This window comes from Butyricimonas faecihominis, assembly GCF_033096445.1.
Taxonomy (GTDB): Bacteria; Bacteroidota; Bacteroidia; order Bacteroidales; family Marinifilaceae; genus Butyricimonas; species Butyricimonas faecihominis.
The window spans coordinates 3,302,736-3,317,649 of the sequence record NZ_AP028155.1; the positions used below are offsets into that span (position 1 = coordinate 3,302,736).

12 protein-coding genes are annotated in these 14,914 nt (G+C 43.3%); 3 read left to right on the top strand and 9 right to left on the bottom strand.

The features are described from left to right. Positions 1-263: 263 nt before the first annotated feature. Positions 264-3,488 carry a S41 family peptidase gene (locus R8806_RS13695; protein ID WP_164719864.1) on the bottom strand — a complete coding sequence of 1,075 codons (3,225 nt, stop codon included), beginning with the start codon at positions 3,486-3,488 and terminating at the stop codon, positions 264-266. A gap of 170 nt (positions 3,489-3,658) precedes the next feature. After that, on the bottom strand, positions 3,659-4,231 hold the full coding sequence (purN, locus tag R8806_RS13700) for a phosphoribosylglycinamide formyltransferase (RefSeq protein WP_151411722.1): 573 nt from the start codon (positions 4,229-4,231) through the stop codon (positions 3,659-3,661). Between the two features lie 171 nt (positions 4,232-4,402). Between purN and R8806_RS13705 the strand changes: the two genes are divergently transcribed. The 3 genes from R8806_RS13705 to rnc are packed head-to-tail and all read left to right on the top strand — an operon-like array spanning position 4,403 to position 6,663. After that, positions 4,403-4,639 (top strand): acyl carrier protein, encoded by a 237-nt coding sequence (locus R8806_RS13705; protein WP_027200888.1) that lies wholly within the window; start codon positions 4,403-4,405, stop codon positions 4,637-4,639. 15 nt (positions 4,640-4,654) lie between these two features. After that, positions 4,655-5,899 carry a beta-ketoacyl-ACP synthase II gene (gene fabF, locus R8806_RS13710; RefSeq protein ID WP_087419369.1) on the top strand — a complete coding sequence of 415 codons (1,245 nt, stop codon included), beginning with the start codon at positions 4,655-4,657 and terminating at the stop codon, positions 5,897-5,899. Between the two features lie 23 nt (positions 5,900-5,922). After that, entirely contained in the window at positions 5,923-6,663 is a 741-nt protein-coding gene (gene rnc / locus R8806_RS13715) for a ribonuclease III (RefSeq protein WP_229782970.1), read from the top strand. 90 nt (positions 6,664-6,753) lie between these two features. On the opposite strand, the gene efp is transcribed toward rnc, so the two are convergent. From efp to R8806_RS13750, 7 genes are all read right to left on the bottom strand, one after another. Beyond that, entirely contained in the window at positions 6,754-7,323 is a 570-nt protein-coding gene (gene efp, locus R8806_RS13720; protein ID WP_027200891.1) for an elongation factor P, read from the bottom strand. A 149-nt stretch (positions 7,324-7,472) separates the two neighbouring features. Continuing rightward, positions 7,473-8,312: a BRO-N domain-containing protein gene (locus tag R8806_RS13725; protein ID WP_118303006.1), complete on the bottom strand. Its 840-nt coding sequence runs from the start codon at positions 8,310-8,312 to the stop codon at positions 7,473-7,475. Positions 8,313-8,355: 43 nt separating this feature from the next. Continuing rightward, positions 8,356-9,240 carry a class I SAM-dependent methyltransferase gene (locus R8806_RS13730; protein ID WP_124317589.1) on the bottom strand — a complete coding sequence of 295 codons (885 nt, stop codon included), beginning with the start codon at positions 9,238-9,240 and terminating at the stop codon, positions 8,356-8,358. Between the two features lie 115 nt (positions 9,241-9,355). Further along, entirely contained in the window at positions 9,356-12,142 is a 2,787-nt protein-coding gene (locus R8806_RS13735) for a M16 family metallopeptidase (RefSeq protein WP_124317588.1), read from the bottom strand. Positions 12,143-12,358: 216 nt separating this feature from the next. After that, positions 12,359-12,775 carry a hypothetical protein gene (locus R8806_RS13740; RefSeq protein ID WP_124316774.1) on the bottom strand — a complete coding sequence of 139 codons (417 nt, stop codon included), beginning with the start codon at positions 12,773-12,775 and terminating at the stop codon, positions 12,359-12,361. Positions 12,776-12,787: 12 nt separating this feature from the next. Beyond that, positions 12,788-13,387: a fasciclin domain-containing protein gene (locus R8806_RS13745; protein ID WP_124316773.1), complete on the bottom strand. Its 600-nt coding sequence runs from the start codon at positions 13,385-13,387 to the stop codon at positions 12,788-12,790. A gap of 12 nt (positions 13,388-13,399) precedes the next feature. After that, entirely contained in the window at positions 13,400-14,908 is a 1,509-nt protein-coding gene (locus tag R8806_RS13750; protein ID WP_124316772.1) for a RagB/SusD family nutrient uptake outer membrane protein, read from the bottom strand. Positions 14,909-14,914: the final 6 nt, after the last annotated feature.

Sequence of the window (14,914 nt, forward strand, 5' to 3'; positions counted from 1 at the left end):
GCTATTAAAACGCTATTAAATCCCTATTAAAACGCTATATATAATAGCGTTCTATTAGAATTTTAATAGGATGTTTAAACTAGTTTATCCGGTAGTGATCTAGAAGTAATCATGAAACATTCATTTTATATTCACACACAAGGTATTAACAAGGATTTATTCAAGGTTAATCCCCCTTGTTAAATCACAAAAACACACTAAAAAAAAGAAGAGTGCCTGGCATCACAGCCAAACACTCTTTATATTCTCACGTATGATCGGTACTATTTCTTCTTTGCCGCTTTATTCGGGAAAGCGGGGATTGACGGAATCTCCTTCTTCTCGGTCTTTAACTTTTCCAGAATCACTTGAATCGCTCTATTTAACTGTTGATCCTCACCATTATACTCTAAATAAGGATCGTTTTCAATATCAATGTGAGGAGTAACTCCCGTTCCCTCGATAATAAACTCGCTGCCATCTGCCGCGAACGGCGCGTATGACGGCGTCACGATGGAACCGCCATCAACCACCCGGATCGAACCGCTATATCCAACAACACCGCCCCACGTGCGACGACCTATAATCGTTCCCAAATGATTATACTTGAATCGATACGGGAAAAGATCCCCGTCAGAGGCGGAATACTCGTTTACCAGCAACACCTTCGGCCCCAAGAACGTACCAACCGGACTTACCGACCCGGAAGTTTGGTTCGTGTGCATCGTGTAGAAAGTCGGCGTACGCATCAAACGTTCGGTAATCATCGGGGACACGTTTCCCCCGCCATTTCCTCGATCGTCAATGATCAAGGCCTTCTTATTCAACTGCGGGTAATAATGTTTCACGAACTCGTTCAAACCGTCAACACCCATATCCGGGATATGAATATACCCGACCTCTCCGTTCGTGGCCTCGTTTACCTTACGAATATTATTCTGTACCCAATTATAATAATACAATTTCGATTCGTCAGCCAACGGAACAACCAACACGTTACGGGCCTCCTTCTCGGTCGGGGTCGTGTTCACGGTCAATTCAACCGTCTTACCAGCCATATCGATCAACTCGGAGAACAGGTTATCTACCTCTTTCAACGATTTCCCGTTAATGGCCAGAATATAGTCACCCGCTTTCACCTCCACGCCCGGCATGGTCAAAGGCGAGCGGGTGGAGGCTTCCCAGTTGGCTCCCTCGATCACCTCGGTCACTTTAAAATAACCGGATTTATCTTTCACGAATTTAGCACCCAGCAACCCCATATCAATTCTCTCGGGCATCGGAACCCGCCCGTTAATCGAGTAAGCATGTCCGACACTCAATTCCGCGATCATCTCCCCGATAATATAAGTCAAGTCCGTACGATGATTCACGTAAGGCACCAGCACTTTATATTTCTCGTACACGTGATCCCAGTCCACGCCGTGCATATTCTTGGCATAGAAGAAATCACGCATCTGCCGCCAGCTCTCGTTATAGATCTGCATCCATTCTTGATGGTAGTCAATCACCCGTTTCACCCCTTTCGTGGGAACGGGAGAAGTCACGTTAGCGGAAAGCACCGGAAGGTCCTCCACTTGGAACGCAGAACCCGAAGAAACGATAGCCTTTTTGTAACCGGGAGAAAACTCTATGTCCCCACCCGTGTCGGTTTCTTTCTTCCCGTTCAGATCATAAATCAGCGTGCGGCCTCCCCGGTTATAATATACCCGGTTCCCCAGCATATGCACGTTACCATAGTAATTCGATGCCAACACGGGCAATTCGACAAGACGACTTTCCAAATTCGTGAAATCATACACGACACCTTTGTCTTCACTCTCTTTCTTCTTATCCTTTTCTTTCACGGTTGTCTCCACCCGGACAACATCATTTTTAGGGGCGAACAATACCGGGGCATCTTTCGCCAAAGGCAGTATGTACACCTTATTCATATCATTATACACGTGATTCCATTCCGTCCGTCCATACGTCGGGGAGAATGTGCGGGCAGAAACAAACACAAGGTATTTCCCGTCCTCGCTGAAATTCGGTGAACTGGAACCGAACCACCCGTCGGTAACTTGGTGTTTCTCGCCACTTTCAACATGATACACGATGATGTTATCCATCGTCGTTTCCGGACGAACGTAAGTGACATATTTGCTATCGGGAGACCAGTTATAGGACGTCATGGAACGGATACCCGATTTTTCCACGATCTTCCGGTTCCCGCTTTCCACGTCAGATATATTCAACGTGTTTCCTTTTTCGCTCCAGAGAATTTTCTTGGAATCCGGGGACCATTTATAATTGAAGATATAACTTTTCAGATTCTTGATCAGTTTCCGTTCCTTTCCCGTCGCCACGTCCCGGAGATAAATATTGAATTCCCCGTCCTTGTCGGAAACGTAACTGATGTATTTCCCGTCCGGTGACCACCCCACCTGCATATCGTTAGCATCGGAAGAATTGGTTAAGTTATAGGTAATACCCTCTTTCACGGGCAAAGAGAAAATATCCCCACGGGCAGCCACAACCACCCTCTCCCCACCGGGAGCAACCGCGATACTCGAAATCTGGCCGCTTACATCAGTCAAGGTCGGACGAGAATAAACCTGATCGTTATCAATGTTTATCGTGATCTTGGATTCCTTACCACTCTGCAAATCGTACCCGTAAATATACCCTCCTTGCTCGTACACGATTAGCTTGTCACCTATCGCGGGAAATTTTATATCGTATTCTTTGTAAGAAGTCAATTGTTTATCCTCTTTCGTGTTCACGTCGTAGGCGTAAAGATTCATGATGTCACCCCGGTCAGATATATAATATATAGTATTCCCGTCCGGTGACCACATCGGGAACACGTCCTGCCGCACGTTGTCGGTAATCCGCTCGGATTTCTTCGTGTTGAAATCAAACACCCGGATGTCATCTGCCATACCACCTTGATAACGTTTCCACGCCCGGAATTCCCGGAAAATATAATTGTAAGCTAATTTCTTTCCATCCGGAGAATAAGAGGCAAAGCCGCCATTCTTTAAAGGTACTTCCTCGGACATCCCTCCCTCCACCGGGACCGTGAACAGTTGCCCGGTAAAATCGTTAAAAGTATATCTCCGGGAACGATAAAGAATCCGTTTACTATCCGGGGTCCAACCGATCACCACGTTGTTCGGCCCCATGCGATCCCCTAGATCATCCCGTTTCAGCGTGGCCGTGTAAGTCAAGCGACGAGGTTCGCCCCCCTCCACGGGGATGACAAATACTTCCGTGTTACCATCATATTGCCCGGTGAAGGCGATATATTTTCCATCCGGGGAAATACGAGGAAACATCTCGTACCCCACGTGCGAGGTCAACCGACGGGCCGTTCCTCCCCCGGCCGAAACCAAATAAAGATCCCCGGCATACGAGAATACCAACTTGTCCCCCACGCTATGCGGGAACCTTAATAACCTTGCCTCCCCGGCCTGCACCCACAAACCGGCTAACAACACGCCTAGTAAAAGAATAAACCTCCTCATAACAAATTAGTTCATAAAGTTTATAAAGTTCACAAGGTCTATAAAGTTTACAAAACCGTAAAGTTCACAAAGTTGATTCAGGCATAAAAACGAACCAATGACATTGACGTCGCAAAATCGCAAATCCACAGAATCTATTCACCTTATGAACTTTATGGACTTTATGAACTTTATAAACCCTTTTCTAATAATTCCTTGATCACACGAGGAAAATGCTCGTATTCCAAGGCATGGACTTTCGTTGCCAGCATCTCTGGTGTGTCGCCCGGGACGATTTCACATTTAGCCTGAAAAATAGTTGTCCCCTCGTCATAATGATTATTCACGTAATGAATCGTGATACCGCTTTCTCTTTCCCCGGCAGCGATCACCGCCTCGTGTACTTTCATGCCGTACATACCCTTGCCCCCGTAAGAGGGTAACAGGGCCGGATGGATGTTAATTACCCGATTTTCATAGGCCTCAATAATGGCATCCGGCACCTTCCAGAGAAAACCCGCCAACACGATCAGATCAATATCCAATCGTTTCAATTCATTCAAAACCAAGTCAGAATGAGAGAACTCTTCCCGCCCGAAAACAAATGTCGGTACGTTTAAACGTTTCGCCCGTTCCAAAACATAGGCATCGGGTTTGTTACAAAACACGATTTTCACGACATTTTCGGTGTCATTTTTAAAATAATTAATGATATTTTCAGCGTTAGAACCTGAACCAGAGGCAAATATTGCTATTTTTTTCATCCTGTAATCTATTAAAAATCAAACGCATAAAGATAAGAAAACTTTATTCATGCCAAAAAATTTTCTAGGAAAAATAAATTCTCTAACTTTGCCCCCGAACTTAGAGAGTTATGCGCGTCTCTTGTAGACGCAAGTGTGAATTAAAAAAATGTCTAATTAAAATTTAAAGTTATGTCTGACATTCAAAACAGAGTTAAAGCTATCATTGTTGATAAATTAGGAGTTGACGAAAGTGAAGTTAAACCTGAAGCAACGTTTACTAACGACTTAGGAGCTGACTCTTTGGATACGGTAGAGTTGATCATGGAATTGGAAAAAGAATTCAACATCACTATTCCGGATGATCAAGCAGAGAAAATCGCTACCGTGGGCGATGCTATTGCATACGTTGAAGCTAACGCTCAATAATTTAATATTTTATCTATGAATTTCAAACGAGTAGTAATAACTGGTCTTGGAACTATTAATCCCTTGGGTCATAACGTGGCCGAATTCTGGGAGAACTTGAAAGGTGGCGTCAGTGGCGCCGGTCCTATTACTCGTTTTGATGCATCTAAATTTCGCACGCAATTCGCTTGCGAAGTTAAAAACTACGAGCCCACGGAATACTTCGACAAGAAGGAGGTCCGTAAAATGGATCTTTACAGCCAGTTTGCCCTAATTTGTTCTAGGGAGGCCGTGAAAGATGCCGGACTCGATTTCTCGCAAGAGGACAGAAAGAGAATCGGTGTAATCTGGGGTGCAGGTATCGGTGGTTTGGATACGTTCTACGAAGAATGCAAAACTTTTGCATTAGGAGACGGAACTCCCAGATTCAACCCGTTCTTTATACCCAAGATGATTGCCAACATGGGTGGAGCCATGATCGCCATAGAAGAAGGCCTAAAGGGTCCGAACTACACGACGGTTTCAGCCTGTGCATCATCCGCACACTCGTTAGTAGATGCATTAAATCTGATCCGATTAGGAAAAGCAGACGTGATACTTGCCGGTGGATCCGAAGCAGCCATCACCCCCCCGGGTGTAGGTGGTTTCAATTCCATGAAAGCTTTATCCACTCGTAATGATGACCCGAAAACAGCCTCGCGTCCTTTCGACGTTGACCGTGACGGATTCGTTATCGGCGAAGGCGGTGCTTGCCTAGTCGTGGAAGAGTACGAACATGCAGTAAAAAGAGGTGCTCACATCTACGCGGAACTCGCGGGAGGCGGAGCCAATTGCGATGCTTACCACATGACAGCCCCGGACCCGGAAGGAGAAGGTGCAGCCGATGTTATGTTACTCGCGTTGGAAGACGCCGGACTAACCCCGAAAGATGTTGATTATATCAACGTTCACGGAACGTCTACCGGACTCGGAGATGTGGCAGAACCTAAGGCCATTCAGAGAGCATTTGGTGAACACGCTTATGATCTGAACATCAGTTCCACCAAATCAATGACAGGACATTTATTAGGTGCCGCCGGTGCCTTGGAAGCGATCGCTTGTGTTCTGGCTGTGAAAAACAACATTGTACCCCCTACCATTAATTTCAGCAACCTTGATCCGGAACTGGATCCCAAGCTGAATTTCACGTTCAATAAGGCTCAAGAGAAAGAAATCAATGTAGCCATCAGTAACACTTTCGGTTTCGGAGGACACAATGCTTGCGTTGTATTTAAAAAGTAATCACTAACTAAAATTTTGGGGAAGTGATTCGTAAAATAATTCAATCCATAAAACTTTACCTTCACAGGAAGGAAAAGTTTTATGGATTGTCTATTTCGGAATGGGGATTTGTTCCCGGTAATAAGGGTTTATATACCCTAGCATTGTTACATAAATCGGCGTCCAGATACACGAAAAGCGGAACCGTCTTGAATTACGAGCGTCTCGAATTCTTGGGCGATGCCGTGCTGGGAGCTATTGTCGCTGAAATCCTGTACAAATTTTTCCCCAACAAGGACGAGGGATTTATGACCCGCTTACGCTCCAAGATCGTGAGCCGCGAATCATTGAATATCATTGCCATCAAAATGGGGTTGAGCGAGGAAGTAATTGCCAAATCGGATATTTCCAAAAACAAACATATCTACGGTGATGTATTCGAGGCTTTCACTGGAGCCATCTACTTGGATCAAGGATACGACAAAACCAAAGCGTTTATCGAGAATTACATCTTCCCTCACTACGTGAACTTGGAAGACCTCGTGTACGTTGACAAAAACTACAAGAGTCGCTTGATTGAATGGGCACAAAAACAAAAGATTGACCTGAATATCGAAACGATTGAAAGTAATGCCCGTCGCTCTAAATTCGTCTGCACAATCTCTATCGGCGAGGACATCATGGCCCAAGGCATAGGTGCATCAAAAAAAGAAGCGGAGCAAAACTCCGCTGAAAAAGTTATTCAAAAACTCCAAGTCAAGGCCCAAGGAGAAATTGAAATCTAATATTATTCCATGATTCCACGATTGCCGATTCCGTGATTTCTTTCAGTGAATATAATCACAGAATCGCCAATCATAAATCACTCAATCTTTTTATTCTTTCACACGTTCCACGTAAGTACCGTCTTCCGTTTTGATACGAATTTTCTCACCGGTATTGATAAAAAGAGGAACCATCACTCTTGCACCGGTTTCTACTTCTGCCGGTTTCAACGCCGTGGAAGAAGCGGTATCACCTTTCAATCCCGGCTCCGTGTAAGTTACTTCCAAAACAACGGTCGGCAACAACTCAACATATAACGGGGTTTCCGTGTCGGCATGTACAACCATTTCAACAGCATCACCTTCTTTCAAGAACTGGGGAGCATTGATTAAATCTTTTGCAATAGGAATTTGCTCGAAAGTTTCCGTGTGCATCATGATATAGTCCTCTCCTTCCATATACAGGAATTGATAGGGACGTCTCTCGATACGTACTACATCAATCTTCACTCCTGACGTAAAGGTATTTTCCAAGGTACGACCGGTTTTGATGTTCTGCATCTTCGTTCTCACGAAAGCGGGACCTTTACCGGGTTTCACGTGTTGAAACTGTACAATTCTGTATAAATCGTCTTTGAAAACGATACATAATCCATTTCTAAAATCAGCCGTTGTTGCCATTTATTTTATTTTTTAGATTTAATATTTTTCATTGAGTGTGCAAAGATAAGGAAATCAGCACAAATCACCAAATGAGGATTTTATTTTCTTATACGATCCGTCTATTATCACACAAGTAAGCCGATTTTTAATCCAGCCCAAATAATAAACTAATCATCCTTCTCCGAATTTCCAAGTTGCAAATAATCTTTTGCATTTAATGGAGAAATTATACTTTTACCTGTCTGAATTTCAATTTCTTTCCGAGTATTACCTGCGATTTGACCTCCTTGATTCGCAATATGTCGATTTTCTTCAAATGTTTTCGGTTCACGTTCTTTCGATATTTCGGTTGTCGTCGCTTCTGCAAGCATATTTAGAATCAACTCCATATTGGTCATGTTATCTCTAAGATTTTCTTTTTTTAAACCCTTTAATTGTTTATATTCTCGAGTAGTCAGTCCAGCCCAAGCTTGCGTTATTATATCTGTCAATGCAGCAAATTGCACACCTTCCTTCACTCCCCGACATTTCCATTCATCAGTAAGCTCCTTTCGCACTTCTATACTTTTTAGACGTTGGTTTATCCAATTATCCGAATAACCCAATCGTTTATAGTCTAACAAGGCTTGCTCGATCGACAACTCAGGATCCTCCAGTTGATCCAGACGTTCTTTAGCTACTTGTGCCATCCACAATTTAAAAGGTTCCGCTTTAGGAGAGGGGATCGACTGAATAATTCGAAAAAGGGATTCCGTATCTGCAGCAAGTGTTTTACGCCTCTTACCCGTTTCGGTCATCATCATTACCTGGGGACAATTTGTCCCCATGAACAATCCCAATTCAGAATCACGTTTTCTTACTTTTTTCAAGTAATCAGTCGGATTAGCACTATCTGTCAATACAGAAACAATATCTACAACTGAAAAATACCACTTTTCTTGGTCTTCATCCCAAACTGTACGAATCTTTCTTTCTTCAAATAGCTTTATTGCATCCTTTTGTGTCATATTATTGCTTTTATAAATACAAAAGTAATAATATAAAACCACACTACTTACGCCACAACCGATAATAAACTCCTAACGGTAACGATTTCCCGTATGAATCGGTAAAATACAACTCTCCGAATTGTTCCCCGGTACAATCACCGACCAACTGCCGCACGATGCTCCGGGCCAACAAGGCTGATAACCCCATGGAATACAAATTAAGCACAAGGAAACTATTAGAACCTTCCAACAATTGCCCACACAAGGTGATCAACTCGTTGATATTTTCTTCCAATACCCATTTCTCGCCATTCGCACCGCGCCCGTAAGCCGGAGGGTCCAGAATGATCCCGTTATATTTTTTACCCCGACGTACTTCCCTCTGTACGAACTTTAAAGCATCATCCACGATCCAGCGAACACCATCCAATTTCGAAGCTTCCATGTTTTCCCTAGCCCAAGAAACAACCGGCTTCACCGAATCCACATGGGTAACATCCGCCCCGGCACTCTTCGCCGCAAGAGTAGCACCCCCGGTGTAAGCAAACAGGTTCAACACTTTTGCCTCCGAACCAATTCGTTTCACTTGATCGAATATAAAATTCCAATTCTCCGCCTGTTCCGGGAATATCCCCACGTGCTTGAAAGAAGTCAATCCCAAACGCATCCGGAGATTCATCTCCCCGTAACGGTAATTCACGAACCATTGCTGTGGCATTTTAGGCTTGCAAATCCATTCTCCCCGGTCCTCGCTTTTCTTATCCTTCTTGAAATAAGCATCCGCCCGTTGCTGCCATTCCACGTCGGGAAGCGATTTGTTCCATATCGCCTGCGGCTCCGGCCGGGCAATCACGTACCGCCCGAAACGTTCCAATTTCTCGAAAGCACCACTATCAATTAACTCGTAATCTGACCAGCATGAAGGGCTTAGTAATTTTATATCCATAAGATGCATTTTATGCTTAATTTTAGAAAGACAAAGGTAACACAGTATCCGTTTTAAACAAAAAGGACGGGGCTAAAAAGTCCCGTCCCAACACACACTCAACTAACAGCCGATCTCACTTCGCTCTCGTTACGAAAGATATATCCATCAAATTGGCATTTTCGAATAAACGTCGTGCAAATTCCTGAATATCCCCGGGAGTAACATAATCAAGTATATCGTTCTGATTCTTAGGATCAGTAATATCCAAATCATAGAGCGCTTGCATCATCAGGGCATTCATCCAAAAAGGATTATGTTGCATCGTCTCGTTGTAAGCGTTCCGGATAGCAATCACAAGCTGCACGAGTTCATCCTGCCGGGGACCCTCTTTCACCATTTTCTCTATCACGTTGAAAAGGATGGACCTCAATTCATCCAAACGAGCCGGGTCACAATCAAAACTAATACTAAGATCGTACACGTTATACGGTTCCCGCTCCGCCGAGCCTTGCACATCAATATTATAGGTTCCCCCTACCTCTTCCCGGATTCTTTGCAGGCAACGGGAATTAAGAATAGATTTCAAAATCCCCAAATAAATATTATCCTTCACGGTATAGGGCATCTCCTTGGAATAAATGGCAATTTCCGTCGCTTTTGCTTTCTCCCCATCCAATTCGATTACTTTCCGGGTAACACCCTGCGGACAACGAACCCCGTTATCCTTCCAATTTTCCTTCCGGTAAGTCGATTTAATCGAACCAATATATTTTTCAACTAACGGTCGAACTTGTTCCGCCTCCACGTCTCCCACGATAAAAAAAGTAAAATCACTGGCATCTTGTATACGATCCCTGTAAATCCGTTCTATTTTCTCCAACGAAACCTGATCCAGAAAATCCTGATTATACAACACGATTCTCGGATTATAATTATTCATGATCATCTGCAAGGAATCATTCACCCGTGATGTTTGAAACGAGGCTCTCGCTTGTTGCATCATCAGTTCGTGTGTTACTTTATCGAACCGTGGCTTTTCAAAACCGAGATAAATCAATTGCATCAATGTCTCCAAGGTTTGAGGAGTGGCTGATCCCAGAACAGACTCCGACAAAGGGTCCACGCTTACCCGGAATCTCACATTTTTACCTTCAAGATATTGTTGCAACTCTTTCATGCTAAGGTTTCCAATTCCATAAGCCGGCATGAAAGAACCTAACATCATGGCAGACGGGAGCATATCTTTACCATACAAAGAGGCACCCCCTTTACTATAGGCCATTACCTCCACTTGATTTTTCTCGTAATTTGCTTTCCGGAACAAGACACGGGCTCCATTATCCAACATCCACTCCTTTGCATGTAATGTTAGTAATTCTTTCTCTTCCACGATCTTTCCCCCTGCCAGTTTTCCGATCATTAATTTTCTGGCAGTTGTTTTCTCCTTCTCGTAAGGTTCTATATCCATTTTTTCGACTCGTTTCAACACATTCAGCACCTCTCCCTTGGTAAGATGAATCGCATTTTTAGGCCCAGCAATCGAAATGACCATGTTATCACGGGTGATCCACTCTTTCGCCTTGGCAGAAACTTCCTCCACAGTGATCTGGGGAATAATGGTTTGGACAAAACGATAATAGTACTCCAAGCCCGGGGCCGGTTCATTTTCCAAGAAATAAGATTGAAGTTCTGCAGCAATCTGCCCGTTTGAAAGTTTACCTTTATCTTTGTAAAGATTATCAAAACTGGTTAGTAACAACTTTTTTGCATCCGTTAATTCCGTTTCCGTGAAACCGAATCTTTTTAAGCGTTCATTTTCTTTATACACTAACTCTAACGCCTTGTCTTCTTGGTTTAGAGCAGCTGTCGTGGAGATAGCGTAAACCCGGTAACCCCGTACTAAAGCATTCATCCGGCTATCAGCAGCCAGACAAGGCGTATTCTTCTGTTGTGTCAGTTTAGCCAACCGGTTTTGAAACATCAAACTATACAAAGCTTCCACCAAAGCCTCTTTCATATACCCGTGATTTTTTAACTCCGGTTTTGTCGTCTCCGAAAGAATATTCAAAGAAACAAAAGAGTAAGGGACATCTTTATCAAGAACTAACGAATAAGAAACACCCCCTTTCAAAGGTACAGGATAAAAAGGACGCGGCGTAGGATTCTTCACGGCAGGGATCCGGGAAAATAAGTCAATCACGTTCTTCTCCATCTTTTCCACGTCAAAATCTCCCACCACGACAACAGCCTGCAAATCCGGACGATACCACTCGTTGTAATAATCAATTAGTGTCTGCGGTTTAAAATTCCGAATCACATCCATGTTCCCGATGATGTTGTGTTTCACGTATTTTGACCCCTTCAGCATCACAGGCATCGTCTTGGCTCTTAATCGCTCACCCACATCCATTCTTGTCCTCTCTTCTTCGATAATAACTTTCCGTTCCTTGTCGATCGTCTTTTCATCAAAAGTAATATAACGTGACCAGTCGTGAAGTACTAACAAGCAAGAATCAATTAATCCCTCTTCTTTGGTGGGAATTCCTGCCAAGTAATACACGGTTTCGTTATGTCCGGTCTGCGCATTCACGTGTGTATTCATGCTCACACCGTACTTTTTCAGGATTTCAGAAATCGAGTTACCGGGAAAGTTCTCCGTCCCGTTGAAAGCCATGTGTTCCAAGAAATGAGCCAACCCATTTTGGGCATCATTTTCCATGAGCGCACCCACGTTCTGGATGATATAAAAGTCAGCTTGACCTACTGGTTCGTTATTTTTACAAATAAAATAGGTCAACCCATTATTCAATTTTCCATGTTTCACGTCCGGGTTCAAGGGAACCGAGGTGTCCATTTTATATTGAGCATTAGAGTAAAGTTGGACAAATCCCAACAACAATAATAAAACTATTTTTCTCATATATTCTCTTAGAAATAAGAGGGTGTGTCAAAAGGTATTTTATCCTCAAAAAAACTCCTCAGTCACTTCGTGCCACCTCCTCTATAAACAGAGGAGGAACTGGTGACTCATCCCAAAGACAGGGAGTATTTCAACTCTCCCTCTGTTTATAGAGGGAGTACCCCGAAGGGGGGGAGGGAGTTTGAAAAATGACTTTTGACACACCCTCATGTTACCTTATTCCACCACGATAATAAAGAGCGAATCCCTCACGAGGGAATACCCTTGATTATAAATATTCACGTCAATATAGTAAGTCCCTTCCTTTATTGAATTCTCAAAAGGTACTTCAAAACAACTATCTCCTCTCAGTTGTACTTCATTATAAAAAGACTCAACATCGCCATCACTGGTATGTACTCCTGCAATTTTATAATGAATCGGGTAAGTTCCCAATATCCCTTGTATTGGCGAAGACACCCAAGGGTATTTCCGTTCAATCCGGTCCGCCTCTTCTTCCTCATCCGGGTTCTTTTGAACGATCATCGTGTTAGGATCATAACTGACCTCATCCACTTCCAGGTAACCGACTTTTGTGTCATCACAGGCTATGAAAGCGAAAAACATGAATAGAATGTATATGATCTGTTTCATAATGCTTTTGTTTTAAAATTTTCCAAATGTAAAGCCATACACTAATGAATGCACGGCCCCGTTATCAGGCTCAATGTCCGCGGATGCAATCATCACGATGGAATACCCCGTATCAATGGATTGTATATGCAAGGTAGCAGCACCTACATCCGGAGTATCCTTATAAGGGTTCAATTTTCGATAAACCCGGATGCGATTCCCCGCTATTGCTGTAAACTCGTCACCCCCATCATCAATGTCGCCAACAGCAAAACTATCTTTCATATGTTTCCCCGGAATCACGTATCTAAGCATCATCTCTTTCCACACTTCCGGCTCAACATCTTTTATCCGCTCGATTCCATTATTCAACATATAGCGCAGGATGGAAAGTCTGGTCGGGCCAAAGAAGGTTATTTCAGGATATTGCGCATCTTTCCCTTCAAACAAGGAAGTCAATCCCGCCCATTCAATAACGACCACGGTTGAATCCCAGTTGTACGGATCATTCTTCATGTATTCCAGTATATTCCCGTCAAAAATTCCGGAAGCCTTTCCCGTGTCTATAAAATTTTCTTTCGTACAAGCTGACCCGATAAAAACCATCAGCAGTATTATAAATATCTTATTCATAGCTTTCACATTTTATTGTCTCTTTAACCAATATCTAGTTTGACGCATTAATTTATTGGAATTGAATGCACTATAATGAACAGGTAGGTACAACGCCCCGTCCTCAACATCTTGATCCGTTAGTTTTGCATATTCCTCGGTCATATCCGTTTTCCAGTATCCCGTACGTACCATATCATACCAACGATGACGCTCAAGAAGTAATTCTTTCTCCCTTTCTTCAAAAACGGCTCTATAAATAGGTCCTTCTGCCGCGGTATATCTTGCTGCCCCAGCCCGGTCTCTTACCCGATCCAAGTCAGATTTTGCCAGATCATCTTTTCCTAACTTGGCGTAACATTCCGCCCGCAGCAAAAGAATATCGGCCAAACGGGTACGTATAACGTTTCCTGCAAAATTCTGGAACCACATGGAAGGAGATGACCATGTTTTATCTTCAACTATATCCCTTCTACGCTGCATAAGAGCCCATCCCTCGGTTTCTTCAACATCAATCATTTCAGCCGGTTTGTAGAAATAAGCATCTCTTCGTTTATCTCCCTCTTTGTACATTTTCAACACACTCTCCGCTTTAATTTTCATATCTTTCCAAGCAATATCTCCCGGCTCCGAATTAGGCTCTATCGGGTAACTCTGGTAATACAATTCCTCGTCAATGTAAACATCCATCCACAACAAGTCCGTGTACACCACTTCCAGTTCAAAAATAGATTCGGGATGCTTACCTAATAGCAACTTCGTGCATACCTCTTCCGGATCGGCCGCCAACGTGAATCCACCTTTCTCGATAACCCAAGTTGCCGCATCTATCGCCTTTTGCAAGGTGTCGTTATTATTTAACAGACTCCCTTCCCACGCGTACATGTGTGCTAACATGGCGTAAGCCGCTTCTTTCCCGGGGATTTGTTTCGTTGTTACCTTATTCCCGCTGGCATCTGTCAAGTTATTCCAAACATCGAGCAAAGTAGTAGCCTGTTTCATATCAGAAATAGCAATATCCAAAATCTCATTCCACGGCTTACGAGCTAAAGGTTCGACCTTGTAAGAAGTCGCAACGTATGGACAATCTCCCCAATCCCGAACGATCTCGAAATAGCATAAAGCTTTATAAAATAGCGCTTGTCCCAACCAGTAATCATGTCTCTCCTTGGGTAAATCAGCTTTATCAATGTTCTCGATCACCATCATTGCCTGTGTAATTGCTTGATAGTAACTATACCAAGAACAGGCAGTCACGTCACTATTAATTGTTGTTGCATCCAGTATTCTTAATGCCTTTGTCAGATATTGATCACACTCGTCCATAATTTCCCCGGAAATAGCACGAGGCGTGGAATACTCGTAAGCACTGCGATAAGTTTCATAAGCACCCCGCATAATCCCCTCAAAATCCTGTTCCGTCTTGAAAAAATTATAGTAAGTCATTGAATTCTCCGGCTCTATATCCATTAACCCGTTACACGAGGAATGTAACATCATGATCACCGGCAGAAATAGTATAATTGTAAACCTCTTCATCATAGCTTC